Below are 24,812 nucleotides of genomic sequence, written 5' to 3' on the forward strand. Positions count from 1 at the left end.
ACCCGGGCGGGCCTCCGCCGGTACTGCCGTCGAAGGCGCTCGCCGGGCCACGTAGACTTCCAGGCATGGCGAGGAAGGAAAGCGCAGCGGACGCCGCTGCCGAACCCGGGCGACTCAAGCAGATCGCTCTGACTTACAAGATGACCCGCAAGGCCGACTCAAAGATCGGTCTTGTTCTCGCGGCTGTCGGAATCGTCACCCTCGGTGTCTTCCTCGCGATCGGCTTCTTGATCGGCCACCCGATCTATCTCGGGATCTTCGGCCTCCTGCTCGCCTTCCTCGCGACGGCGATCGTCTTCGGACGCAGGGCCGAGCGGGCCGCCTTCGGGCAGATGGAGGGCCAGCCGGGCGCGGCCGCGGCGGTGCTGGACAACATCGGCCGGGGCTGGACCACGACTCCGGCGGTGGCGATGAACCGCAGCCAGGACGTGGTGCACCGCGCGGTCGGCAAGGCCGGCATCGTGCTGGTGGCCGAGGGCAACCCGAACCGGGTGAAGAGCCTGCTGGCCGCCGAGAAGAGGAAGATGGCGCGGATCGTCTCGGACGTCCCGGTGCACGACATCCTCGTGGGCACCGGCGAGGGCCAGGTGGAGCTCAAGAAGCTCCGCACGACGATGCTGAAGCTGCCGCGTGTGCTGGCCGGCCCGCAGGTCACCGCGACCAACGACCGGCTGCGCGCGATGGGCGACCTGATGAGCAACATGCCGCTGCCGAAGGGGCCGATGCCCAAGGGCATGCGGATGCCGCGCGGCAAGATGCGCTGACGATTCTTGTTCCGATGCTCCCCGTCATCCACATGACGGGGAGCATCTCTGTGTACGGGAGCATCTCTGTGTACGGGAGCGGCTGCGGGGAGCGTCTGTGTGTGACGACCGGGGAACCGTGACGCGTCCCGCAGGCCGCGCGGACGCCGTCAGACCAGGGTTCTGAACGCCCGGTCGTAGTACACCATCGGGGACCCCTCACCGAGGCGCACGGCTTTCACCCGGCCTATCAGGACCGTGTGGTCCCCGACCCGGTGACGGGCGTGCGCCGCGCAGTCCAGTTCGGACAGCGCCCGCTCGACGGTCGGCAGCCCGTCGGGGCTGAGGCCCAGCCCGCCCGACGCGAACTTGTCGGTGCCCTTGGTGGCGAAGCGCAGTGCGAGCGGACGGTGGTCCGGGGCCAGCACACTCACCGCGAAACGGTCGCAGCACTCGAACGACGCCGCCGAATCGGCCGAGTTCGCCAGACACACGAGGATCATCGGCGGCTCCAGCGAGACCGAACAGAAGGAGCTGGCCGTGAATCCCCGGGGGGTTCCGTCCGCGCAACGGGTGGTCACCACGACCACGCCCGAGGGAAAACGCGCCATCGCGGCACGGAACTGCTCGGAGGTCGCTTCGGCGTCCATCGCGTCCTGGCGATCCGTCATGGCAGCGGAACCGCCGTCGATCTGCTGAACCATCGTCAACTCCCGGAGGACTGACAGGCGAGCGCTCTGCTTGGCCGCGTTCATGGCGATCGTGGATGTCGGTCACGGCGATGTGGAGGCCACCCACCGTGTTCGAGATGTCACGCGCGTCCAGGACGACTATGCCGTCGCCGTTCCGGACGGGCAACCGGACCAGTGGTGCCCCGGCGGCGCTCACCACCTGCGTCGACGCGGCGCTCCCGTCCCCGCGCCCCGGGCGTGCCGCGTTCGAGAGGTGCCGCCGAACGGGTGCCCGAAGCGGCCTGCCGAACCGGGGTCATCGCACCGCGTTCGTCCGCTCGTCGCCGGACAGCGCCCAGGCGCCGTAAGCCGCACCGGTGGTTTCGAAGGACAGCGCCACGTGCGAAGCAGCGCTGTTCACGTCCCTCCAGAACCGCTGTACGGGGTCGGACGAGGACTGCCCCGACGTCCCGCTCGCGCGGAAGACCCGGTCGACCGCCGAGACGAGCAGTTCCACCGCCAGTGCGAGGTCCCTGGCGCCCCGGACCGCCGTCTCGCCCTCCGGCGGACACTCCGTGCCGTCGGCCACCGCCGCCGTCCGCAGGATGAGGAGTTCGGCGGCGTCCACCTCGGCGGCCGAGCGGGCCAGGGAGACCTGCGCCGACGGCATCTCGCGGACGGCCCGTCCCCGTCGGTCGACGCGCTGCCCGGTCCGCGTGATCCAGGCGCGCAGTGCGCCTCGGGCGGCCCCGATCAGCGGAGCGGCGAACGGCAGGGCGTTCACGGCGTACATCGGGACGATGTGGCAGCGGGCGTCCGACGCGGGCGCGCGGCCGGCGTGGACGGCCGAGCGCGGCAGGGTCAGGTGCTCGGGCACGAAGACGTCGGAGAGGAGCAGGGTGTGGCTGCCGGTCCCGCGCATCCCCACGGTGAACCAGCTGTCCTCGATGGAGAAGTCGGCCCGCGGCACCGCGAAGAACAGCACCTCGGGCCGCTCCGCGGAGTTCTGGGCGTTCCCCTCCTCGGCAGGTACGACCGCGCAGGCGAGCGCCCAGTCGGCGAAGTGCACCCCGCTGATGTACTTCCACTCACCGCTCAGCCGCCAGCCGCCGTCGACGGGTTCCGCCTTGCCGGACGGCATGAGCGCGCCGGCCAGCACCACATCCGGTCCGTCCGCCCAGATCTCCGCCTGCCCCGCCTCGGGCAGGAACGCCGCGTACCGTCCGGCGTAGGCGGCCAGCGAGGCCGCCCAGGCCGCTGACGTACACCCTTCTCCGACCAGCGCCACCGCCGAGGTCAGCTCGGTGAAGCCGCCGGTCTCTCCGCCGTGTGCCGCCGGTACGAAGTGCCGCGCGAAGCCGGCGTCCAACACCGCGCTGACCACCTGCGGCGAGAGCCGGCGGGCGGTTTCCGCCTCGTCGCTGTACCGGGCCGCGATCTCGGCAACCCGCGGCGCTCGGGCCACGATCGTCGACCTGCTGTCGTGCGACATGCTGTCCACCACCTTCACCGGGAATGGACGCAGTGTCCCCGGCACGGCCCGACACCGGCCGGACCCCGATCGGGACCGGCCAATCCGTCACCCGACCGGCGTCACCATCGGCGTCACGACCGGCGTCACCACCGGCGTCACGACCGGCCACGAGGATCGCTAGCCGCGGACCTCGATCGTGCGGGCCAGGCGGTCGTGGAGGCCGCGGCCGTCGCGGTCCCAGACCAGGGCGGGGATGGCGAGGCACAGCAGCGCGGTGCGGGCGAGGGCGCGCAGGGGGTTCACGCGGCCGCCGTTCTCGCTGATGACGCGCAGGCCGAAGAGGCGTTTGCCGGGGGTGGAGCCGACCGTACCCACGGTGAGGACGCCGAGGGTGAAGAAGACGAGCAGGGCCCAGTTGCCGGTCGTCTGGCTGTTGCCGTCAGTGAGCAGGCCGTATGCGATCAAGAGGCTCAGGGCCCAGTCGACCGCGAGGGCGCCGAAGCGGCGGCCCGGGCGGGCGATCGAGCCGGGCCCCTGTTCCGGCAGACCGAGCTGCTCCCCCCGGTAGCCGAGGTCGACACCGGCGTCCTCCAGGGCCTCGCGCGGTCCGGCGAGCCACGATCCGATTACTTGCCTCTTGTCCACCCGTCAAAGGTACTGCGCCCGTTTTGGCATGTGGACAGGCGGGGTATGACGGGCCTGGCCCGGTTAACTTGGGCGAAACAAATGGGTCACGCCTGAGAAATCCCCCGTCCCTATGGTCGGGCTCAGCGTGTGCCACCGCACTGGCCGCACGAACGAACTACCACCCCGGTCCGAAGTGAGCGGGAGTAGGAGGAGCTGGATGTTCCAGAACGCCGACGAGGCCAAGAAGTTCATCAAGGACGAGGACGTCAAGTTCGTCGACGTCCGCTTCTGCGACCTGCCGGGTGTGATGCAGCACTTCACGATCCCGGCGGAGGCCTTCGACCCGACCGAGGAACTGGCCTTCGACGGCTCCTCCATCCGCGGCTTCCAGGCCATCCACGAGTCCGACATGGCGCTCCGCGCCGACCTGTCCACCGCGCGCGTCGACTCCTTCCGCCGCGACAAGACGGTCAACATCAACTTCTTCATCCACGACCCGATCACGGGCGAGCAGTACTCCCGTGACCCGCGCAACGTGGCGAAGAAGGCGGAGGCGTACCTCGCGTCGACCGGTATCGCCGACACCGCGTACTTCGGTCCCGAGGCCGAGTTCTACGTCTTCGACAGCGTGCGCTTCGACACGAAGGCGAACGAGGCCTTCTACCACATCGACTCCGAGGCCGGCGCCTGGAACACCGGTGCGATCGAGGACAACCGCGGTTACAAGGTCCGCTACAAGGGCGGTTACTTCCCGACCCCGCCGGTGGACCACTTCGCCGACCTGCGTGCCGAGATCTCCCTGGAGCTGGCCAAGTCCGGCCTCCAGGTCGAGCGCCAGCACCACGAGGTGGGCACCGCCGGCCAGGCCGAGATCAACTACAAGTTCAACACGCTGCTCGCCGCGGCCGACGACCTCCAGCTCTTCAAGTACATCGTGAAGAACGTCTCCTGGCGCAACGGCAAGACCGCGACCTTCATGCCGAAGCCGATCTTCGGTGACAACGGCTCGGGCATGCACATCCACTCCTCGCTGTGGGCGAACGGCGACCCGCTGTTCTACGACGAGGCCGGCTACGCGGGCCTCTCGGACACCGCCCGCTTCTACATCGGCGGCATCCTCAAGCACGCCCCGTCGCTGCTGGCCTTCACCAACCCGACGGTGAACTCCTACCACCGTCTGGTCCCCGGCTTCGAGGCCCCGGTCAACCTGGTGTACTCGCAGCGCAACCGCTCCGCGGCCATGCGCATCCCGATCACCGGCTCGAACCCGAAGGCCAAGCGCGTCGAGTTCCGCGCGCCCGACTCCTCCGGCAACCCGTACCTCGCCTTCTCCGCCCTGCTGCTCGCGGGCCTCGACGGCATCAAGAACAAGATCGAGCCGGCCGAGCCGATCGACAAGGACCTCTACGAGCTCGCTCCCGAGGAGCACGCGGGCGTCGCCCAGGTCCCGACCTCCCTCCCGGCCGTCCTCGACCGCCTTGAGGCCGACCACGAGTTCCTGCTCGCGGGCGACGTCTTCACGTCCGACCTGATCGAGACGTGGATCGACTTCAAGCGCACCAACGAGATCGCGCCGCTCCAGCTGCGTCCGCACCCGCACGAGTTCGAGCTGTACTACGACGTGTGAGCCGTGGCTCCAGCTTCAGCTCCGGAGTTCTTCGCTCCAGGACGGGCCCCGTCATCGCCTTCGGGTGGTGGCGGGGCTCCGCCGTTGTATCCGCCGTTGTATCCGCCGTTGTATCCGCCGTTGTGTCTGCCGTTGTGTCCGTCCTCGGTACCTGCGGCGTCCTCTCCCCCGTCCGCTCCGCATAAATAAGTGGCTCTTGACAGGGCAGGTCTTTGCCTGGTTCGGGGGTGATCGGGGCCGTTTCGTGGGCGGGGGCGGGCGCACAATGGGGACTGGGACGAGTGCCCGAGTGTGGGGTGATGCATGATGCGGAGCCGGTTCCGGAGCGATCGGCGGCTGACCGTGCGGATGACGGTCACGCTGTTTCTGCTCGGATTGCTGTACGTGGCCTTCATCGCCGCGTTGATCGCGCTGATGAAATCCTGGGTGCTGGTCGTGGTGATCGCGGCGGCGTTCCTCGGGGCGCAGTACTGGTTCTCGGACCGGATCGCGCTGTTCGCGATGCGCGGGAGGATCGTGGAGCGGGAGGAGTATCCGCAGCTGCACGGGGTGGTCGACCGGCTGTGTGCCATCGCCGACCTGCCGAAGCCGCTCGTCGCCGTGTCCGACATCGACATGCCCAACGCCTTCGCGACCGGGCGGAACCCCGATCACGCGGTGCTCTGTGTGACCACCGGGCTGCTGCGGCGGCTGGAGCCCGACGAACTCGAAGGTGTGCTGGCCCACGAGCTGTCGCACGTGGCGCACAAGGATGTCGCGGTGATCACCGTCGCCTCCTTCCTCGGGGTGATCGCCGGGCTGATCGTCCGGTTCGCCTTCTACTCGCAGCTCCTCGGCGGCGGGCGCAGGGACCAGAACACGGCGCTGGTGTTCATGGCCGTCATGACGGTGTCCGCGGCCGTGTACGCGATCAGCTTCCTGCTCATCCGGGCGCTGTCCCGGTATCGCGAGCTGGCCGCCGACCGGGCCGCGGCCCAGCTCACCGGGCGGCCCTCGGCACTGGCGTCCGCGCTGACCAAGGTCACCGGGGACATCGCCAGGATCCCGACCAAGGACCTGCGGACGGCCCAGGCCTTCAACGCCTTCTACTTCACGCCCGCCCTGGGCGCCGAGCCGGGTGTGGTCAAGTACTTCTCCACCCACCCGAGCCTGGAGCAGCGGCTCGAACAACTGGCGCGCATGTCGGTGGAGTTGGGTGAGGCGGCGGCTCCCGGGAAGGCCGGCTGACCATGGGGCTCCTGGACATCCTGCTCGGCCGCAGCAGACCCGTCGCGCCCGACCTCGACCAGCTCTTCGCCCTGCCGTCGGCCGCCGTCACCCTTCAGGCCGCCGCCGGGTTCATCCCGACGGGGACGGGCGCGGTGTGCTTCGCGACCGTCGAGGGCGCGGCCTTCGCGGAGGCCCACCGGGACGTCAGGGCACTGCTCGACGCGGACACCGACCACGGCGGCCCGCCGGTGGAGGTCAGCCGGGACGAGTACGGCTACTCCTGGCTGGTCTCCCGGCGGGCGCCCGACGATCTGCCCGCGCTCGTCGGCGATCTGCACGCGGTCAACAGCGCACTGGAGGACAGCGGCTTCGGCCCCCAACTGCTCTGCTCGGTGGCGGGCTTCAAGGACGGCGAGAGCGAGCGGCGGCTCGGCCTCGTCTACCTCTACAAGCGCGGGACGTTCTATCCCTTCGCTCCGCGCGCCGACGCGGGCCGGCAGCGCGACAACGCGCTGGAACTGCGGATCAAGGCCGCGCTGGCCGACGATCTGCGGATCGAGCAGGACCTGTCCCGCTGGTTCCCGGTCTGGGGCGCCCCGGGTCTGTGAGAACCCGGGGCGCCCGGCCGGCGGCACCGGCTCGACGGCACGGTCCTCGTGCCCGCGGCCATGGGCGCCGGACTACTTCTGGCGGTCCTGACGGCGCGCCTCCAGCGGACGTTCACGGCGGTAGCGGCGCTCCCATCTGGCCTGACGGTCACGGCGGGCCCGGTACGCCCGGTAGGTGGAGTCCGGGCGGCCCCCGGACGACCCTGTCCGGGGTGCGGCCGGAGCCGAACCCGGTGCGGACGCCGCCGGGGTGCCGTCCCCGGTGCGGCCGTAGCGGACGTACAGGAAGAGCAGGGCGATCGCCGCGAGCCACAGGACGTGGTTGGAGAAGCCGAGAACGACCAGGATCGCGGTCGCGGAAATGATCAAGGTGCCCATGACGGGACTCCTTGCGTGCGTGGGTGACTGGATCTCGATGTCGTGAAGGTGTTTCCGGATCTGTCGACGGGGCGCTGGGGAGGGCTGCCGTCCGTCGGTGCGTAGAGAGTAGCCCCGAGTCCGCCCGCTGATGCCTGTCCGGAGGAAAGCGGTGTTCGACGGCTCCGGAACGCTTCTCCAGCGTAGGGAGCCGGTCACTCGGCGCGCATCTGCTTTTCCCGGCCGCGAGGGAGTTGAGGGGGGCATGAGTAAATGAGGGATGCTCATCCCCTTCACGTACGACCACGACGGTGAACGACTGAGCTGCGTCGGCGGATCGGCCGACGGCAGCGCGGACGGTGGAGCCGGCGGAGACAGCGGTGGCGACAGCGGTGGCGACAGCGGTCAAGGCGGTGATGGCGGTGGCGGTGGCTCGAAAGCCACTGTCGTCCTGCTGCACGGCGCGGGCGTCGGCAACAAGGAGCGACTGCTGCCGCTGCTGGAGGAGTTCGTCGCGCGCGGCTGCCGGGGCCTCGCCCTGGACTTCTCCGGACACGGCGAAAGCTCGGGCGAGCTGGGCGAGTTGAGCCTGAAGAGGCGCTTCGAGCAGGCCGTCGCCGTCATCGACGCGAGCGTGCCGGCGAACGCGCCGCTGATCCTCGTCGGGTTCAGCATGAGCGGCCAGACGGTGGCCGATCTCGCGGGGCACTACGGGGAGCGCGCGGCGGCGTTGGGGCTGTGCGCGCCCGCCGTGTACGGGGCCACGGCGTGGCCGGTTCCGTTCGGGGACGGTTCCGGCCTCTTCAGCGAGATCATCCGTACGCCGGACAGCTGGCGCCGGGCCCCCGCGCTCGACGTCCTGCGGGCGTACCCGGGCCGTGCGGTACTCGCCGTGCCGGGCACGGACACCGTGATCCCGCCCGCGGTGACCGAGGCCGTGGCGGAGTCCCTCGCCGCCAGATCCCGGTTCACCCGGCTCGAACTGCCGGGCGCCGACCACATGTTGGGGCTGTGGTTCCGCGACCACGCCGAGGACCGGCGGCGGTTCGTGGACGCCCTGCTCACCGGCACGGACGACCAGGGGTGGACGTCGGCGCGGACTTCGGCCGCCAAGTGACGCCGGGCGCCCGGGAGTCACCGGATCCAGGCCGCGGGCTTCGGCTCACACGCCCCGCGTCACCGTGATCACCCCGGCCGTGGCCGCGGCGCCGAGTGCCGCGTGGTCGACGGTGTTCTGGTCGGCGTAGCGCAGCGCGAAATCCGCGACGGCGCGGTCGAAGGTGTCGGCGCCGCCCAGGTAGGCGGCGATCGCGATGCGGTCGCCGGAGCGGGCGTGGGCGCGGGCCAGCGCGGCGCCGCACAGCCGGGCGTAGGCGAGCAGTTCGCGGTGGGTCATCCCGGCGACGTCCGCGGAACCCTTCATGTCACGCAGTTGCCGCCAGTAGAACGCGCGGCCCTGCGGCCCGGTCATCCAGCCGAGGAAGATGTCGCCGGCCGCCTGGAGCAGGCGCTGCCCGGCGACGACCCGGTGGCCGGGATGGACGTAGGGGCCGCTGGGCAGATGCTCTTCGAGTACGGACCTGCCGGCCTCCTTGATCTGGAGGAACAGCGGGTCCTCGGCGTCGCGCCCGGCGAGCAGCACGATGAAGCAGCGGGTGCCGACACTGCCGACGCCGACGACCTTGCGGGCGGCGTCGACGAAGCGGTAGCGGTCCAGGAGGACGCGGCGGTCCTCGGGGAGTGTGGAGCGGTAGTCGCTGAAGATCTTGCGGAGCGACGCCATGTCGGTGACTCCGGCGGATTCGAGCAGCGGCGGGTCCTGGACGATGCGGGGGCGTCCGCCAACCGTCTCGGTGAGTTTGCCGAGCGCGTGGAGGCTGGTGCGCCGGCGGGCCCGGGTGAGGCTCGACTCGACGCGCTTGCGGTGCCGGGCGGAGCGGACCAGCGGGAGCAGGCTTTCGGCGTCCAACCGCTCGTACCAGACGGCCAGTTCACCCTTCTTCGCGAGCCGTCTGACGCCCTCGCGGTACTGGCCCACCGCGGCCAGCGCCGCGCCGTGGGCCTGCGCCTCCGTGTGGCCGTTCTCGCGGGCCGCGACCGCGACGCTGGCCGCGAGCCGTTTGACGTCCCACTCGAAGGGGCCGGGGTGCGTCTCGTCGAAGTCGTTCAGATCGAAGAGCAGGCTGCGTTCCGGGGAGGCGTACAGGCCGAAGTTGAGGAGGTGGGCGTCGCCGCAGAGCTGCACCGTGAGTCCGGTGTGCGGCTGTGCGGCCAGGTCGGCGGCCATGACGGCGGCGGCGCCGCCGCGCAGGAACGCGAAAGGGGAGGCGGCCATCCGCCCGTACCGGATCGGCAGCAGCTCCGGCAGCCGGTTCCTGCCCTGCCGTTCCAGGACGGCGACGGGGTCGGCGCGGTCGGCCGCGGGGATCCAGCGGCCGTGCACGGACCGGGACACGCGTCCGCGGGCGGCCCTGCCCCGCGCGGCGCGGTCCGCCGGGGCGGCCGCCGCGCCGGTCGGGGCCACCGCGTCACTTCCGTACGGCTCGGGACACTTCGGCGGTGACGTCGCCGGAGAGGGTGCGGTTGCTGGTGGCGGTGGCGTCCTTGGTGGCGCCCGCCCCGACGCCGTCGACCGTGACGACGACCGTGTCGAGAAGGTTGCCGCCCGGGTCGCGGAAGTCGACCTGGACGGCGTAGGACCGCGACGAGGAGCCGGAGTTGGTGACCGTGATCCCGGCGGTGGAGCGCCCGGCGGAGTCGGTGCCCACGTCGCCGGTCCGCACGTCGCCCTTGGCGTCCACGCCGCTCTTGAACTCGTCGAACTTCTCGCCCGCCTCGGCGGTGGCGGAGGCGAGGGTGTCCCCGGCATCGGCGGTGGCCGAGGACAGCGCGTCACCGGCCTCGGAAGCGGCGGAGGCCGCCTTGGAAGCGGCCGATGCGGCCTTGGAGGCGGCACCGGAGGGGCTGGTGTCGTCCGAGCAGCCGGTGAGGGGCGCGGCCAGGACCGCCGTGGCGGCTGCCGCCAGGATCAGAACCCGCGAGCCCCTCACCATCGCCGCACCGACCTTTCGCTGGTTCTCCCGCGGAGTCCGCCTCACGCTGTGGCCCCAGTCAAGGCGGAGCCCGGGGGGTGCGCATGCCGGGTCCGCCGATCGGGTGAAGTGGGGCGGTGTGGGTGGGGCGGTGTGGGTGGGGGGTGTGAGCGGGTGCCGGGCGGAGTGGGGAGGTTTTCGCCCCCTCCGCCCGGCTGGGGAGCGGGTGGATCAGCGCGCATACCTCATCAGCGCGCGTACCTCATCAGCGCGCGCACCATGTGGCACGTGGTGGCCGACGGCGGGTGGACGCCTATGACCTGAGCGGTGGTGCGGATCTTCTCGTCGCGGGCCTGGTTCGGCATGTAGACACCCGAGTCGAGCAGGGCGATCGCGAGGCGCATCGCCTTGAGCCGGCGGTTGTGGATGACGTACCACTCGCGGGGACGCCCCGGCGGCAGCGGGCGCTTCTCCACGGGTTCGTACGGCAGGTCCAGCTGGACCGCCCTCTTGGACGTGGACTGAGTGGGCAGCGGCTTCAGTGCGGCAGCGGGCACGGAACTCCTCCTGTCGCGGTCAGGGAACCGTCCGGCTCCCCCGGCGATTCCCTCGAACACTGCTCCCAGTCTACCGGCCCCCACTGACAACGGGGGGACCGCGAAGCTGCCCAAAGAGCCAGGTGGGCAAGGGAATCGCGGTGATGTCACAGCAGGTTTGGGAGATGCGCGTGAGGCGTCAGAAATTCGAACAGATCGAGGCGGCGGCGATGCGGCCGGCTGTCGCACCGGGGGGTCTTCCGCCCGAATGGGCCCCAACTCCCTTGTGACCCATGCCACTTCGGTGACTCCTGTAACCGTTGAGTAACCTTGTTCGGGATCTCGTACCTAGCGACGTACCGCACCCCCGCACACAGGAGGCGCACATGTCGCGCAGGAGAACCCTCAGCACCAAGAAGAAGCTCGCACTGCTGGTCAGCGCCGCGGCCGTGGCCGGTGGCGGGGCCTTCGCCCTGGCCGCCACCTCGAACGCGGCGTCGGTCCAGAACGCGGCGAGTTCGACGGTCTGCCAGGGCCTGGCCACCGCGTTCGGCAACAACGAGCAGTTCATCGCCGACCAACGGGCCGCCCCCGACGCCCAGTCGGAGGCCCGGATCGCCAACCGCGAAGCGGTCCTCGCGCAGATCAAGGTCCAGCAGGAAGCGTCCGGCTGCGAGGTCGGGGAGTCGGCTCAGGGCTCCCAGACCAACACGCCGCCCGCCGCCTCCGTACCCCCGGCCGCCGCTCCCGTGGAGACCGCTCCGGCGGAGGAGGCCGGTGAGGACGCCGACGCCGGCGCCGCCACCGGTGAGCAGGTCTGCAACGGTTCGACGGTCACCCTCTCCGGAGAGGCCGGCGCCCCCGCCGCGTCCAGCAACCAGTTCCCGGCCGGGACGAAGCTCAAGGTCACGAACCTGGACAACAACAAGTCCACGACCGTGGAGGTCACCGGAGTCTCCGGAAGCTGCGCGCTGCTGAACAACGCCGCCTTCGAGCAGGTCCGCGAGCCCGGCAAGTTCCTGATCCGCAGGGCCGTGATCGAGCGGGTCGGCTGACCGGAGCCGCCCGAACCGGGTCCTGCCGCTCTCCGGTCAGAGGCGGCAGGACCCCTCAATTACCCCGTGCGCGCCCGCAAACCCATCGCATACGAGCCGTGAGGCCGGGAACGGCGGGAAGCACGGGACACGTCCGCCCGGCGGGACCACGGATCGCGGTCGCGAACACCCCCGGGGCGCGCCACCGGGTGACAACGGGCACACACAGCTCAGGTAACACGGGGTTCACATTCGAGCAATGATCGGGAAATCGCCTGTTGACAGGCTGCCCTGCATCTACGCGGCGCCCCAGTGCCGCAGCGCCGCAGCAGCACCCGCAGTGCGACTGAAGACCCACCCCGAAGGATGTGGCCCGTGACCTTCAAGGCTGAGTACATCTGGATCGACGGCACCGAGCCGACGGCCAAGCTCCGTTCGAAGACGAAGATACTGGCCGACGACGCCAAGGGCGCCGAGCTCCCGATCTGGGGCTTCGACGGTTCCTCGACGAACCAGGCCGAGGGTCACGCCTCCGACCGCGTACTCAAGCCGGTCGCCGTCTTCCCGGACCCGATCCGCGGCGGCGACGACGTCCTGGTCATGTGCGAGGTCCTCAACATCGACATGACGCCGCACGAGTCCAACACCCGTGCCGCGCTCGCCGAGGTGGAGGAGAAGTTCGGCGCCCAGGAGCCGATCTTCGGCATCGAGCAGGAATACACCTTCTTCAAGGGAACGCGCCCGCTGGGCTTCCCCGAGGGCGGCTTCCCCGCCGCGCAGGGCGGCTACTACTGCGGTGTCGGCTCGGACGAGATCTTCGGCCGTGACATCGTCGAGGCGCACCTGGAGAACTGTCTCAACGCCGGTCTCGCCATCTCCGGCATCAACGCCGAGGTCATGCCCGGCCAGTGGGAGTTCCAGGTCGGCCCGGTCTCCCCGCTGGAGGTCTCCGACCACCTGTGGGTGGCCCGCTGGCTGCTCTACCGCACCGCCGAGGACTTCGACGTCTCCGCGACCCTGGACCCGAAGCCTGTGAAGGGCGACTGGAACGGCGCCGGTGCGCACACCAACTTCTCCACGAAGGCGATGCGCGAGGGTTACGACGCGATCATCACCGCGTGCGAGTCCCTCGGCGAGGGCTCCAAGCCCCTGGACCACGTGAAGAACTACGGCGCCGGCATCGACGACCGTCTGACCGGCCTGCACGAGACCGCCCCGTGGAACGAGTACAGCTACGGCGTCTCCAACCGCGGCGCCTCGGTCCGTATCCCGTGGCAGGTCGAGAAGGACGGCAAGGGCTACATCGAGGACCGCCGTCCCAACGCCAACGTCGACCCGTACGTCGTCACCCGCCTCATCGTCGACACCTGCTGCACCGCCCTGGAGAAGGCCGGCCAGATCTGATCACCCGGCTCCGTGCGGGGGCGTCCACCGTCTTGGTGGGCGCCCCTTCCCGTTTTTCACCGGGGCGCGAAGTCAAGTTCGCGCCAAGCAGGCGTCCGACCGGTGAGAGGGCCCTGCTGCCCGGACCCGGCTTCTGCTTCAATGGGGTCATGGCCGGTTTCCAGAAGTACAGCGCGACGGGTCGCCATGACCTCGAGCCGTTCTGGCCCTCCCGTCAGCACCATGACTTCGACCGGGTGTGTTGTCGCGCGATGAACGCGCGGGCCCTCTAAAGCCGACACCCGGCCTCCGGCCAGCGCGCACGACGTACGTCCTCGACGAACCCGACCACGAACTCGCGGTCGTCGATCCTCCCGACGAACTCCTCGCGCGAAAGAGCTGACCTCTCATGGCGAACACCCGTTCCTTCTCGTCCGTCGCGACCTCTCCCCCGGCGTCCACGAACCCCAGCTCCGGACGGCACCGACTGCGTGCCGTCGACCGGGACGAGGTGGTCGACGTCGCCGACTTCCTGCCGCCGGGCGCCACCTGGCTGCCCGCGCCCCCGCACACCCTGCCGGTGCTGCCGGGCCAGCCGCCGATGATCGGCTACCTGGTCCTCGTGCCCGCCGACCAGCAGCCGCTGCTGCCGGTCGCCGTCCCGGACCGGCCCGAACCGCTCGACGCGCAGGACTCCGTCGGCGGCGGCGACCCGCTCGTCCGCATCGACACCGTGCAGCGCACCGCCGAGGTCGACGGGCAGCGACTCGACCTGACCTACCTGGAGTTCGAGCTGCTCGCCCACCTCGTCGCGCACCCGAACCGCGTGCACACCCGCGACCAGCTCGTCACCACCGTGTGGGGCTACGGGCACGTGGGCGACGGACGGACCGTCGACGTGCACGTCGCCCGGCTGCGGCGCAAGCTCGGCGCGCGGCACCGGCAGGCGATCCAGACCGTACGGCGGGTGGGATACAAGTACGCGCCGCCGGCCGGGCGTTGACCTCTACGCCGCCGGACTCCACGGCCTGACGGCGGATCTCCTGTCAGCTCTTCTGTCAGCAGATTCCCGTTCCCTGCCGCCATCGGACCGGGCAGAGTCGTCCGTATGAGGCTTCTGATGCTGGGCGGTACGGAGTTCGTGGGGCGCGCCGTCGTGGAGGCGGCGCTCGGGCGTGGCTGGGAGGTGACCGTCTTCCACCGGGGACGGCACGAACCGCCCGCCGGGGTCCGGTCGTTGCACGGCGACCGCACCGCTCCCGACGGACTCGCGGCGCTCGCCGACGGCGAGTGGGACGCCGTCGTGGACACCTGGTCCGCCGCGCCGCGGGCCGTGCGGGACACGGCGCGGCTGCTGGCCGGCCGGGTGCGCCGCTACGTGTACGTGTCGAGCTGCTCGGTGTACGCGTGGCCGATGACCGCCGGATACGACGAGGACGCGCCCCTCGTCGACGGGGCCGCCGCGGACGCCGGGCAGACCGACTACGCCAGGGACAAGCGCGGGGGTGAGCTGGCCGCCCTCGACGCGTTCGGTGAGGCGGGGGCGCTGCTCGTGCGCGCCGGGCTGATCCTCGGGCCGTACGAGAACATCGGGCGCCTGCCGTGGTGGCTGAACCGCGTCGCCCGCGGCGGACCTGTCCTCGCCCCCGGGCCTCGCGACCTCCCCCTCCAGTACGTCGACGTCCGCGATCTCGCCGGGTGGGTCCTCGGGGGTGTGGAGCGGGGGCTGAGCGGGGCGTACAACCTGGTCAGTCCGCGGGGGCATACGACGATGGGGGGACTCCTCGACGCGTGCGTCCAGGTCACCGGGGGTGCGGGGGATCTGCGGTGGACCGATCCCGAGGTGGTCCTCGCGGCCGGGGTCGAGCCGTGGAGTCAGTTGCCGGTGTGGGTGCCGGGTGGGAGCGAGTTGCATGACTCGGTGCACGGCGCCGATGTGTCGCGGGCGGTCGGTAGTGGGTTGCGGTGTCGGCCTGTGCGGGACACCGTGGCCGATACCTGGAGCTGGCTCCAGGGCCTCGGCGGGGTTGCGCCCCAGCGGCCCGACCGGCCTGCCGTGGGCCTCGATCCGGCGGTGGAGGCGAAGGTGCTGGGCCTGTAGGGGAGGTTTCTCGCCCCCTCCGCCCCTTCCCGTCCCGTTCCTGGGGGCTGCGCCCCCAGACCCCCCTTTCGCGCTTCGCGCTCGTCCTCAAACGCCGGACGGGCTGAAAGATTTCTAGCGCCGCCCGGGGGGAAAATTTCAGCCCCTCCGGCGTTTGAGGAGCGGGGGTTCGGGGGCGGAGCCCCCGAGTTCGGGACGGGAAGGGGCGGAGGGGGCGAAGAAAATCAGGGGTGCACCTGGCACCACCCCCCGCCCGGGGGTTCGGCCCAGTGACCGGGGTGGGCGGGGCGGTGAGACTGGGGGTATGGATACGGAGAGCGGCGTGCGGGCGCGGGCGTGGGGAGCCGTCGTGGCGGGCGGGCGGGGGTTCCTGGTCGGTGTGGCGGGGGCGGCGGGATCGGTCGCCCTGTTCGTGACGGCGGTGGTGTCGATCCTGCTGGTGCCGGTCGGCATCGGCGTCGTCACGACACCGTGGGTACTCACCGGCGTACGCGGCTTCGCGAACTGGCGGCGGATGGTCGCGACCCGGTGGTGCGGGGTACGAATTCCGGCCAGGTACCGGCAGATACCCGAGAGGGCGAACCCGTGGGAACGCTGCTTCCGGATGCTCCGGGACCCGGCGACCTGGCGGGACCTGGGGTGGTTGCCGGTCGACATGACCGCGGGGTTCGTCACCGCGGTGCTGCCGGCCGCGCTGCTGCTCTACCCCCTGGAGGGGTTCGCGCTCGCGCTCGGCCTGTGGCGGATCCTGACGGACGCCACGGGCGGCGACTGGTGGTACGGCTTCGTGCCGGTCTCCGGACAGGGCACGGCGCTCCTCGCGGGCGCGCTGGGCGCGGCACTCCTGGTCGCCTCCTATCACCTCTCCCCGCCCCTCCTGCGCGTCCACTTCCTGCTCACCCGGGCGGTGTTGGGGCCGGACGAGGCCGAACTCGCCGAGCGGGTACGCGTACTGACCGAGACGCGGCGCGACGCCGTCGACTCCTCGGCCGCCGAACTCCGGCGTATCGAGCGGGATCTGCACGACGGGGCGCAGGCGCGGCTGGTAGCCATGGGGATGGACCTGGGGACCATCGAGGCGCTGGTCGAGAAGGACCCGGCGAAGGCGAAGGAGTTGCTGGGGCGGGCCCGCAGGTCCTCCGCCGACGCTCTCACCGAGCTCCGGGACCTCGTCAGGGGCATCCATCCGCCGGTGCTGGCCGAGCGCGGACTCGGCGACGCGGTAAGGGCGTTGGCGCTGCGGCTGCCGCTGGAGACCGAGGTGGATGTCGACCTCGACGGCAGGCCGGGGGAACCGGTCGAGGCGGCGGCGTACTTCGCCGTCAGCGAGGTGCTGACCAACGCGGTCAAGCATTCGGGCGCGGGCCGGGTCTGGGTGGACGTCCACCACGCGAACGGCATGCTGCGGGTCACGGTCACCGACGACGGCCGGGGCGGCGCCCGGCTCGACGCCGGGTCCGGGCTCACCGGCGTCGACCGGCGGCTGGGTACATTCGACGGCGTCCTGGCCGTCAGCAGCCCCGTGGGCGGTCCCACCATGGTCACCATGGAGATCCCTTGCGAGTTGTCCTAGCCGAAGACCTGTTCCTGCTGCGCGACGGACTGGTCCGGATGCTCGAGGCGTACGACTTCGAGATCGCCGCGGCGGTCGAGAGCGGGCCCGAACTGAGCAGGGCGCTGGCCGAGTTGGAGCCGGACGTCGCGGTGGTCGACGTACGGCTGCCGCCCTCGCACACGGACGAGGGGCTCCAGTGCGCGCTGGAGGCGCGCCGGAACCGGCCCGGACTGCCGGTGCTCGTCCTCTCGCAGCACGTGGAGCAGCTGTACGCGCGCGAGCTGCTCGCCGACGGCACCGGCGGGGTCGGCTATCTGCTGAAGGACCGGGTGTTCGACGCGGACCAGTTCGTCGACGCCGTACGGAGGGTCGCGGCGGGGGGTACGGCCATGGACCCGCAGGTGATCCAGCAGCTGCTGTCGCGACGGTCGGCGGCCGACCAGCCGGTGGGGCGGCTCACCCCGCGCGAACGGGAGGTGCTCGAACTCATGGCGCAGGGGCGCACCAACGCGGCGATCGCGGGTCAACTCGTGGTCACGGAACGGGCGATCGCCAAACACACCTCCAATATCTTCGCCAAACTGGGACTAGAGGTCTCGGATGACGACAACCGGCGCGTACTGGCGGTGCTCGCTTATCTGGACCAGGGTCTCCGTTGACAGAAATTCAGCGGCGCTGAATATCATTCAGGGCTGCCGCAAACCTGTTTCACGAGATCAACTCCCGGAACTTCGGGGGCTTCTGCGCCCATTGTGGGGGAATTGGCCTCAGGGACTTCTAAGATTTTCTGAGGTTTCTGAACACCCCATCCGCCTCATGCGTATGGAATGGAGCCGCTTCACTCCTGTCGGGCGCCTCCGCTGCCCCGCAAGGAAGTCAGAGGAGTTCCATGGGACGCAATGCTCGAAAACGACGTTCGCCACTGGCCGTTCGCGCCGTGGCCGCATCCGCGGCCCTCGCGATCGGTGGAGGCGGTCTGGTCTGGGCGAACTTCTACGCCTCGGCTCATGAGAAGGACAGCACGCAGAACAGCACCAAGGCGGCCACCTCCCAGGTGGCCACGATCGAATGCCCCGATGTCGGTCAGCAGCTCACCAGTGTTCCCGACCGGGCGCGCGGGGAGGTCGACGGTGAGCTGGCCACGCTGGACCAGCAGATCACCGAGGCCTACCAGCGTCTGGCCACGACCCGGGACGCGCAGGCCCGGGACGCCAGCTTCGTCCAGAACTCGGTCCTCCAGCCGCTGAAGGACCGGCGGGCGAACATCATCGACCGCATCCAGCTGGAGATCACCCGCGTCGGCGGTACCGCCCCCGACTCGCTGGACGGCCTCGCTCCCTGTACGGGGCAGGCGGTGGAAGTGCCGCAGACCAACGACGGCCAGACCGGGGACGGCCAGGGCGGCGAGGGCGAGGAGTCCGCGAGCCCCGCGCCCGGCGACGAAGCCGGTGGGGACGCGGGCGGCGACGCCGGCGGGGAGGACGCGGGCGGCGACGACGCCGGTGCGACTCCCCCGGTCAGCAACGGCCCGGTGGCGGCCGACTTCCAGGACATCACCACCGCCCAGCGCAACACCCAGCCCGGTGTGGGCGCGAACGGTCTCGCCGCGAACGGCAGGTCCGGATCGCGGGGCACCTTCACCACCAGGTGCGGCACCAACGGGAACGACAACCACAACACGGACAACGTGATCGTGGCTCCGGGTGTCACCAACGGCGCCCACCACCTGCACGACTACGTCGGCAACCAGAACAACGACGCGTTCGCCAGCGACGCGGACCTGGCGGCGGCCGACACCACCTGCCAGAACCAGGGTGACAAGTCGTCGTACTTCTGGCCGGTGCTCCGTCTCCAGGACGGTACGCAGGACTTCGACCAGAACAACGCCGGTGGCGGCACCGAGGGCAACGTGGGCAAGATCCTGCAGCCCGCCCAGGCGCAGCTGAAGTTCGTCGGCAACAAGCGGGGCAAGGTCGTCGCGATGCCGTCCGCCCTGCGCATCATCACCGGTGACGCCAAGGCCTTCGTCAACGGCAACGCCAACGCCAACGTGAACTGGAGCTGCACCGGCTTCGAGAACAAGGTGCAGCTGGAGGACAAGTACCCGATCTGCCCCCAGGGCAGTGACGTGGTGCGGACCACCAACTTCCAGAGCTGCTGGGACGGCCAGAACATCGACAGCGCCAACCACCGCACCCACGTGGCGTTCGTCCAGGCCGACGGCACCTGCGCCAACGGCTTCAAGGCGATCCCCCAGCTCCAGGTCCGCCTGGTCTACGACGTCCCGGCTCCGACCATCGAGAACGGCACGGTCGTGAACCCGTACGCGGTGGACAGCTTCCCGGAGAACCTGCACAAGCCGATCACCGACCACAACGACTTCATCAACTTCTTCTCCGCGAACACGATGAACAAGCTGGTCAAGTGCATCAACTCCGGCAAGAGGTGCCAGTAGGCAGTGGCTCGCTGAGAGGCTGAACCACTGAGAAAGCCGGTGGTGGGAATTCCCACCACCGGCTTTCGTCCGTCCCGGAACGGTACGGGTTCCCGGGCGTCCGGGGGGAACCCGCGCCCCGTCAGGGGGTGTGACCGGAGTGATCGGTCCCGATCTCCATGTCCCCGCCGAGCCGGCCCCGCAGCGCCGTGACGACCTTCTGCTCGCCGACGGCGACCCACTTGCGGCCGACGAGGTAGAACCCGCCGTAGTCCTTGGCGCCGTTGATCCACTCGCGCTGGCCGCGGTCGGTGGCGAAGGTCGCGAGGATGAACCTGCCGTCGGTGTTCTTGCAGGTGGCCTGGCGGATCTCGTCCGCGTCCGTCTGGAGTTCGGGGGCGCAGCCCGCCTCACTCGCTATGTGCTCCAGGCTGCCGGTCGCGGCGGCCGGCACCGGGTCGGACTTCTTCTCGGCGGCGCAGCCCGTGAGCGCGAGCACCGCGACGGCTCCGGCCACCGTGAGCTTGGGTCCCGTCAACCTCATACCTACGTACCTCCGGTCTGTGTCGGCGCCCATGCCGCCGGGAGCCCTGTCGAACGAGGGCCCTTGCCCTGGATACGGCTGCCACGGGCCCAGCGCTCAATCAGCGGCCCCGATCGGCCCCCATCGACCCCAGGAGGCACGCCTGTGCGAGGGTGGGCCCGTGAACGAGGACTGGGAAGAGCGTACGGCGGCGGCGTGGGCCACGTTCGACGACTGTGCCGAAGAGGACGCCGCGGACTTCCGGGCGATGATCGACTCGCTGGTCGCGGAGCTGCCCGCGGCCAGCCCGCTCGGCCCCTTCGAGCAGGCGTGCGCCTGGGACTCGACGGGCCACCCGGACAAGGCCGTTCCGCTGTACCGGGAGGCGCTGGCCCGCGGGCTCGACGGCTACCGGGGACGCCGCACCAGGATCCAGCTCGCCAGTTCGCTGCGGAACCTCGGGAAGCCCGAGGAGGGCGTCGACCTGCTCGGCCCCGAACTCGTCGCCCCCTCGGACGAGTTGGACGACGCGGTCCGCGCCTGCCTGGCCCTCTGCCTCGCCGACCTGGGCCGTGAACGCGAGGGCCTCGCCCTGGTGATCGGCGCCCTCGCACCTCATCTGCCGCGCTACCAGCGGTCGATGGCGAACTACGCGAGGCTCCTGGTCGAACCCGGGTGACCACCGGCGGGTGACCATAGCCCGGTTCACTCGTTCTGCGATATGTGCAGTCACAGGATGTAGCCCCGCGCCCCGCGCCTTCCTCAGGCCCGGTCATCGATGTCGAGCAGGCCGAGGCGGCGCTCGTCGAGCACTATCCGCGGCTGGTCCGGCTCGCCTATCTGGTGCTGCCGCCCAGCCTCGGCCGCAACCGCCGGGTGCTGACCGCGCACGCCCTCACCCAGCGCGCGCTGCCCCGGGGCCGTACGTCCGGTGACGCCACCGTCATCCCCGCCCAGCAGACGGGCGCCGGCCGCGACAGCGACCCGGGCTACGCCTTCGTACGCCTCCAGGTGGTGCGTACGGCACTGGAGGCGGGCCTGCCGCTGGCCAGACTCGCGTGGCCCAGGCGGGCCCAACTGCCGCCGCTGCTCCCCCAGGTGTGGGGCCTGCGGCTCTTCCCGCGCTCGGGCGGCGCCGACGAACTCGCCCTGGACCAGCGGCTGTCCGCGCTCTCCGGGCCCGCGCGCGCCGCCTATGTGCTGCGCGGCCTGGAGAAGCTGTCCGAGGCCGACGTGCGGAAGGTGCTGACGGCGGCGGGCGTCGACGACCCGGGCGCGGCGCTGGCGGTGGCCGCCGGGATGGAGGCGCAGGACTCACTGCTCGACTCCCCCGAGTTCGACCCCTGTTCGCTGCACGCCCGGCCCACCGACCTGATGCGGCGCAGGCAGCATCTGAAGGCCGCGATCGCCGCCACCGCGGCCGTCGTGGTGTGCGGCGCGCTGCTCGGTCTGCCCGGCGAGGGCTGGGGACCCGACGGCGCGGCGGCGCCGCCCTACGCGCAGAACCCGGCGGCCCAGGCCGCGCTGGATCCCGCGCGGTTGACGAAGGCGCCGGCCCTCGCCTGGCAGTCGTCCGCGCGTACCGACTTCTCCGTCTGGCCGGCGCGCGGCGGCCTCACCGAGGACAGGGCGCTGCTGCGCCGGGCACTGGCCGTGTGGGCGCGGCCCGGCGAGTCCGTGGCGGTCTCGGCGACCCCCGGCACACCGTCCGGCGCCCCGCCGGGACCGCCGCAGCTCCTGTACGCCGGTGTGGTGGACCAGGCGCGTGTCGTGCTGCTCTACGACGGGCTGCGCGTCGCGCGGTACGCCGAACCGGCCGACGGCACGAGCGGCGCGGCCCTCGACTTCGCGCGGGTCGACGGCGCGAAGGCGGCGGAGGCCGCGGCGGTGGTCCTGGGCCGGACCGACGGCAACGTCCGCTATCTGACCGCCCCTTGGGTGACCGAGGTCTCCGAACGGGACCTGATGAAGCCGTCCTCGGGTGCGATGGACCTCGCGTCGGCGGCCGACGGTGTCACCACCCCGCTGGCCAGCCCCGCCCAGCGGTCCGGCGCGTGCACCTCGTGGAACGTGCTGGAGCTGAAGGACGGTTCGGGCACCCGGCTGCTGACCGACCTCGGCGAACTGGTTCCGGCGCACCTCACCTCGGGGCGGCCCGCGGCCCCCGGCGAGGTGTCGGGCGCCGAAGCCCTGCGGAACTGGGCGCCGTTCGCCTGCTCGCTGGCCTCCGTGCGCTCCCAGGGCGTACGGACCGTGAACGCCTGGCAGTACGCGCGGCAGTCCCTGCCCGACGCCGGCGGCAGCGCCACCTGGGTGTGCACGCGGGCCGAGACCTGGCGGGGCGGCGGCACCCGCGTCCTCGCGCAGTTCCGGACGCCGGGCGCGGCGTACGGGGCGGTCGCCGCGAAGGCCGAGAACTCGTCCGCGTGCGGCTCCCGCGATCCGCACGTGCTGGCGGGCGTGCTCTGGAAGTCGGGTGCCGGGAGCTGGTATCTCCTGGCGGCCGGCAGCAAGGACACGGCGTCGGTCGGGGTCTCCGGCGGGGTGACCGGGTCGGCGAAGGGCCCACTGCTCGCCGTACGGACGAAGCAGGGCGCGCAGGCCGAGCTGAAGGGAAGCCTGGAGAACGGACGGGAGATCAGCGGGCTGCGTTAGGGCCTGTCTGACAATTCCCGTCTGCCCCGCGACGCCATGCACGCACTCTCGCCGCACCGGGCGCAGACCCAAGTACGTCCAGTACGAGGATCCACGCCCGGCACGGCGAGAGCACGCACCTGACGCCGCGAGGCCGCCCTCCGGGCGACGACGGGAATTATCAGACAGGCCCTAGGGCCTCGCTGACACTCGCGTCAACAAGTCGCCGCACAGGGGTTCTCCCCAGGGCTACCCGTCAGTACATTGACGGCATGTCCAACAAGCGGGCCCGGCTTCCCGAACCGGTCGACTCCGAGCGGATACCGCTCAAGGCGCGGAAGGTGTCCTTCTCCTGGGAGGACACCCCCCTGCACTGGGTGCCGGGCGATCCGTTCGCCACGCACACCATCAACGTGCTGCATCTGCTGCTGCCCGCCGGTGAGCGCTGGTTCGTGCACGTCTACAAGCAGGTGCTGCCCCACATCCGGGACGAGCGGCTGCGCCAGGACGTCATCGGGTTCATCGGCCAGGAGGCCATGCACGCGCAGGCGCACGACGAGGTGCTCCCCCACCTCAGGGAGCTCGGGCTCGACCCGACGCCGTACACCGCGCAGGTCGACTGGCTCTTCGAGAAACTCCTCGGCGACCGCACGCTGCCGCCGGGCAGGGCGCGCCAGTGGTGGCTGATGGAGCGGGTCGCCATCATCGCGGCGATCGAGCACTACACCGCGTTCCTCGGCAACTGGGTGCTGAACGCCGAGGAGTTGGACCGGCGCGGCGCCGACCCGACCATGCTGGACCTGCTGCGCTGGCACGGGGCGGAGGAGGTCGAGCACCGGTCCGTGGCGTTCGAACTGTTCCTGCACGTCGACGGGGGCTACCGGCGGCGCGCGCGGACCTGGGCGACCGCCTTCGCCGCGCTCGTCTTCCTGTGGCAGCGCGGGACACGCTTCTTCATGGAGAACGATCCGACACTCACCGCGGGCCGGGCGAGCTTCAAGGACTTCTACCTGGGCGGGAAGGCGGGGGTGCTGCCGTCGACCGGGGACTTGCTGAAGTCCGTTCCGCGCTATCTCAGCCGGTCCTACCACCCCTCCCAGGAGGGTTCGACCGAACAGGCCGTGGCCTATCTCGCCTCGTCGCCCGCCGCCACGGCCGCGGAGAGGGGCGCGGCCTGATGCCCCGGCTGCGGACCGTCGTGGCCGTCGCCGGCACCGCCCTGTTCGTCCGGCGTGCGCTGCGCCGCCGTATCGGCGGCTCGCCGCTGTGGCCGCTGCCCGCGCTGGAGAACCCGGTGTCCGGCCGGCCGCGCACCCGGGCTCTGCGTCTTTCGGTCGCCCGGCACGAGCGGATCGCCGACGGTGTCGTCCAACTGCGCCTGGAGGGACGGGAACTGCCGCGCTGGGAGCCCGGCGCCCATCTCGACCTGGTGCTGCCCTCGGGGCTCGTACGGCAGTACTCGCTGTGCGGGGACCCGCGGGACACCTCGTCGTACACCGTCGCGGCGCGGCTGGTGGGCGAGGCGGCGGGCGGGCGCGGGGGTTCGCGCGAGGTCCACGACGGGCTCCGGGAGGGCATGGAGGTGGAGGTGCGCGGGCCCCGCAACCGTTTCCCGCTCGTGGCCGCGCCCGGGTACGTCTTCGTGGCCGGCGGCATCGGGATCACCCCGGTCCTGCCGATGCTGCGGTCGCTTCGGCCCGAGGCGGACTGGCGGCTGTTGTACTGCGGGCGTACGCGGCCCTCGATGCCGTTCCTGGAGGAGGTCGGGAAACTGCCCGGCGGACAGGTCACCGTCGTCGCCGAGGACGAGGACGGACTCCCCGACCTCGACGCGCTGTTCGCGGACGTCCCCGAGGGCGCGGTGGTCTACTGCTGCGGTCCGCAGGGGCTGATGGAGGCGGTCGAGGCCCGGCTCCCGGAGGGGGCGGCGCTGCACCTGGAGCGGTTCACGCCCCTCGCCCGCGCCGAGGGCAACGGCGCCTTCGAGGTCGAACTGCACCGCAGCGGCCGGACGTTGACCGTCTCCGCCGACTCCACGGTGCTCGCCGCCGTGCGCGCGGAGCTCCCCGGCACCGCCTACTCCTGCGAGCAGGGATTCTGCGGAACCTGCCAACAGCGGGTGCTGGAAGGGGAGATCGAGCACCGGGACGAACTGCTCACGGACGCGGAGCGTGGGGACTCGATGCTGATCTGTGTGTCCCGGGCACGTGGTGGGAGGATCGTGCTGGACATGTGAACCGCCTGGCGCGGACCGTGCCGTTCCA

General features: G+C 71.1%; 23 protein-coding genes and 1 pseudogene. 16 read left to right on the forward strand and 8 right to left on the reverse strand.

Translation table 11 applies throughout. The annotated features are described in order from the left end of the window. The first annotated feature begins 65 nt into the window (after positions 1 to 65). Positions 66 to 764, forward strand: a complete 699-nt coding sequence (locus tag ACIP79_RS14380) for a DUF4191 domain-containing protein (RefSeq protein WP_401223004.1) — start codon at positions 66 to 68, stop codon at positions 762 to 764. Positions 765 to 913: 149 nt separating this feature from the next. Here ACIP79_RS14380 and ACIP79_RS14385 read toward each other — a convergent pair whose 3' ends face one another. The 3 genes from ACIP79_RS14385 to ACIP79_RS14395 form a co-directional block, all read right to left on the reverse strand. Next, entirely contained in the window at positions 914 to 1,414 is a 501-nt protein-coding gene (locus ACIP79_RS14385; protein WP_401223418.1) for a flavin reductase family protein, read from the reverse strand. A 316-nt stretch (positions 1,415 to 1,730) separates the two neighbouring features. Further along, the gene (locus ACIP79_RS14390; RefSeq protein ID WP_401223006.1) at positions 1,731 to 2,906 is read right to left on the reverse strand and encodes an acyl-CoA dehydrogenase family protein; all 1,176 of its coding nucleotides are present in this window, start codon (positions 2,904 to 2,906) and stop codon (positions 1,731 to 1,733) included. 159 nt (positions 2,907 to 3,065) lie between these two features. Next, positions 3,066 to 3,533 carry an RDD family protein gene (locus tag ACIP79_RS14395; protein WP_401223008.1) on the reverse strand — a complete coding sequence of 156 codons (468 nt, stop codon included), beginning with the start codon at positions 3,531 to 3,533 and terminating at the stop codon, positions 3,066 to 3,068. A 199-nt stretch (positions 3,534 to 3,732) separates the two neighbouring features. Between ACIP79_RS14395 and glnA the strand changes: the two genes are divergently transcribed. The 3 genes from glnA to ACIP79_RS14410 all read left to right on the forward strand — a co-directional run bounded on the left by glnA (position 3,733) and on the right by ACIP79_RS14410 (position 6,959). Further along, positions 3,733 to 5,142 carry a type I glutamate--ammonia ligase gene (glnA, locus tag ACIP79_RS14400; protein WP_383684052.1) on the forward strand — a complete coding sequence of 470 codons (1,410 nt, stop codon included), beginning with the start codon at positions 3,733 to 3,735 and terminating at the stop codon, positions 5,140 to 5,142. A 306-nt stretch (positions 5,143 to 5,448) separates the two neighbouring features. Beyond that, positions 5,449 to 6,369 carry a zinc metalloprotease HtpX gene (htpX, locus tag ACIP79_RS14405; protein ID WP_401223420.1) on the forward strand — a complete coding sequence of 307 codons (921 nt, stop codon included), beginning with the start codon at positions 5,449 to 5,451 and terminating at the stop codon, positions 6,367 to 6,369. A 2-nt stretch (positions 6,370 to 6,371) separates the two neighbouring features. Then, a complete protein-coding gene (locus ACIP79_RS14410) occupies positions 6,372 to 6,959 on the forward strand; it encodes a hypothetical protein (protein ID WP_401223010.1) in 588 nt (195 codons plus the stop codon). 72 nt (positions 6,960 to 7,031) lie between these two features. Here the strand turns inward: ACIP79_RS14410 and ACIP79_RS14415 are convergent, their stop codons facing one another. Next, the gene (locus ACIP79_RS14415; protein ID WP_401223012.1) at positions 7,032 to 7,337 is read right to left on the reverse strand and encodes a hypothetical protein; all 306 of its coding nucleotides are present in this window, start codon (positions 7,335 to 7,337) and stop codon (positions 7,032 to 7,034) included. 259 nt (positions 7,338 to 7,596) lie between these two features. Here ACIP79_RS14415 and ACIP79_RS14420 point away from each other — a divergent pair. Then, a pseudogene (locus ACIP79_RS14420) lies at positions 7,597 to 8,430 on the forward strand (alpha/beta hydrolase); the annotation flags it as partial. A 48-nt stretch (positions 8,431 to 8,478) separates the two neighbouring features. Here the strand turns inward: ACIP79_RS14420 and ACIP79_RS14425 are convergent. The 3 genes from ACIP79_RS14425 to ACIP79_RS14435 form a co-directional block, all read right to left on the reverse strand. Beyond that, positions 8,479 to 9,840 carry a DUF2252 domain-containing protein gene (locus ACIP79_RS14425; protein ID WP_401223014.1) on the reverse strand — a complete coding sequence of 454 codons (1,362 nt, stop codon included), beginning with the start codon at positions 9,838 to 9,840 and terminating at the stop codon, positions 8,479 to 8,481. Positions 9,841 to 9,844: 4 nt separating this feature from the next. Then, positions 9,845 to 10,369 carry a hypothetical protein gene (locus tag ACIP79_RS14430; RefSeq protein WP_401223016.1) on the reverse strand — a complete coding sequence of 175 codons (525 nt, stop codon included), beginning with the start codon at positions 10,367 to 10,369 and terminating at the stop codon, positions 9,845 to 9,847. 227 nt (positions 10,370 to 10,596) lie between these two features. Continuing rightward, positions 10,597 to 10,905, reverse strand: coding sequence for a hypothetical protein (locus ACIP79_RS14435; RefSeq protein ID WP_401223018.1), 309 nt, complete (start codon positions 10,903 to 10,905; stop codon positions 10,597 to 10,599). Positions 10,906 to 11,270: 365 nt separating this feature from the next. Between ACIP79_RS14435 and ACIP79_RS14440 the strand changes: the two genes are divergently transcribed. From ACIP79_RS14440 to ACIP79_RS14470, 7 genes are all read left to right on the forward strand, one after another. Continuing rightward, complete coding sequence (locus tag ACIP79_RS14440) at positions 11,271 to 11,939, forward strand: hypothetical protein (protein WP_401223020.1); 669 nt, start codon at positions 11,271 to 11,273, stop codon at positions 11,937 to 11,939. A gap of 354 nt (positions 11,940 to 12,293) precedes the next feature. Then, positions 12,294 to 13,322 (forward strand): glutamine synthetase, encoded by a 1,029-nt coding sequence (gene glnII / locus ACIP79_RS14445; RefSeq protein WP_401223022.1) that lies wholly within the window; start codon positions 12,294 to 12,296, stop codon positions 13,320 to 13,322. Positions 13,323 to 13,710: 388 nt separating this feature from the next. Next, complete coding sequence (locus ACIP79_RS14450; RefSeq protein ID WP_401223024.1) at positions 13,711 to 14,304, forward strand: winged helix-turn-helix domain-containing protein; 594 nt, start codon at positions 13,711 to 13,713, stop codon at positions 14,302 to 14,304. Between the two features lie 117 nt (positions 14,305 to 14,421). Then, positions 14,422 to 15,402, forward strand: coding sequence for an NAD-dependent epimerase/dehydratase family protein (locus ACIP79_RS14455; RefSeq protein ID WP_401223422.1), 981 nt, complete (start codon positions 14,422 to 14,424; stop codon positions 15,400 to 15,402). A 304-nt stretch (positions 15,403 to 15,706) separates the two neighbouring features. After that, the gene (locus ACIP79_RS14460) at positions 15,707 to 16,975 is read left to right on the forward strand and encodes a sensor histidine kinase (protein ID WP_401223026.1); all 1,269 of its coding nucleotides are present in this window, start codon (positions 15,707 to 15,709) and stop codon (positions 16,973 to 16,975) included. Continuing rightward, on the forward strand, positions 16,960 to 17,616 hold the full coding sequence (locus tag ACIP79_RS14465; protein ID WP_401223028.1) for a LuxR C-terminal-related transcriptional regulator: 657 nt from the start codon (positions 16,960 to 16,962) through the stop codon (positions 17,614 to 17,616). The genes ACIP79_RS14460 and ACIP79_RS14465 overlap by 16 nt, the downstream gene beginning before the upstream one ends. A gap of 230 nt (positions 17,617 to 17,846) precedes the next feature. After that, a complete protein-coding gene (locus ACIP79_RS14470) occupies positions 17,847 to 19,412 on the forward strand; it encodes a DUF1996 domain-containing protein (protein WP_401223030.1) in 1,566 nt (521 codons plus the stop codon). 121 nt (positions 19,413 to 19,533) lie between these two features. Here the strand turns inward: ACIP79_RS14470 and ACIP79_RS14475 are convergent, their stop codons facing one another. After that, complete coding sequence (locus tag ACIP79_RS14475; RefSeq protein WP_387187001.1) at positions 19,534 to 19,935, reverse strand: hypothetical protein; 402 nt, start codon at positions 19,933 to 19,935, stop codon at positions 19,534 to 19,536. 142 nt (positions 19,936 to 20,077) lie between these two features. On the opposite strand from ACIP79_RS14475, the gene ACIP79_RS14480 reads away from it, so the two are divergent. The 4 genes from ACIP79_RS14480 (at position 20,078) to ACIP79_RS14495 (ending at position 24,784) form a co-directional block, all read left to right on the forward strand. Beyond that, the gene (locus ACIP79_RS14480) at positions 20,078 to 20,593 is read left to right on the forward strand and encodes a tetratricopeptide repeat protein (protein ID WP_401223423.1); all 516 of its coding nucleotides are present in this window, start codon (positions 20,078 to 20,080) and stop codon (positions 20,591 to 20,593) included. A gap of 44 nt (positions 20,594 to 20,637) precedes the next feature. Beyond that, a complete protein-coding gene (locus ACIP79_RS14485) occupies positions 20,638 to 22,569 on the forward strand; it encodes a hypothetical protein (RefSeq protein WP_401223033.1) in 1,932 nt (643 codons plus the stop codon). Between the two features lie 251 nt (positions 22,570 to 22,820). Next, a complete protein-coding gene (locus tag ACIP79_RS14490) occupies positions 22,821 to 23,726 on the forward strand; it encodes a metal-dependent hydrolase (RefSeq protein WP_401223035.1) in 906 nt (301 codons plus the stop codon). Beyond that, complete coding sequence (locus ACIP79_RS14495; protein ID WP_401223037.1) at positions 23,726 to 24,784, forward strand: PDR/VanB family oxidoreductase; 1,059 nt, start codon at positions 23,726 to 23,728, stop codon at positions 24,782 to 24,784. Before ACIP79_RS14490 ends, ACIP79_RS14495 begins: the two co-directional genes overlap by 1 nt. The last annotated feature ends 28 nt before the right edge of the window (positions 24,785 to 24,812 follow it).

The organism is Streptomyces sp. NPDC088747 (assembly GCF_044751025.1).
In the GTDB taxonomy this organism is placed as follows: Bacteria; Actinomycetota; Actinomycetes; order Streptomycetales; family Streptomycetaceae; genus Streptomyces.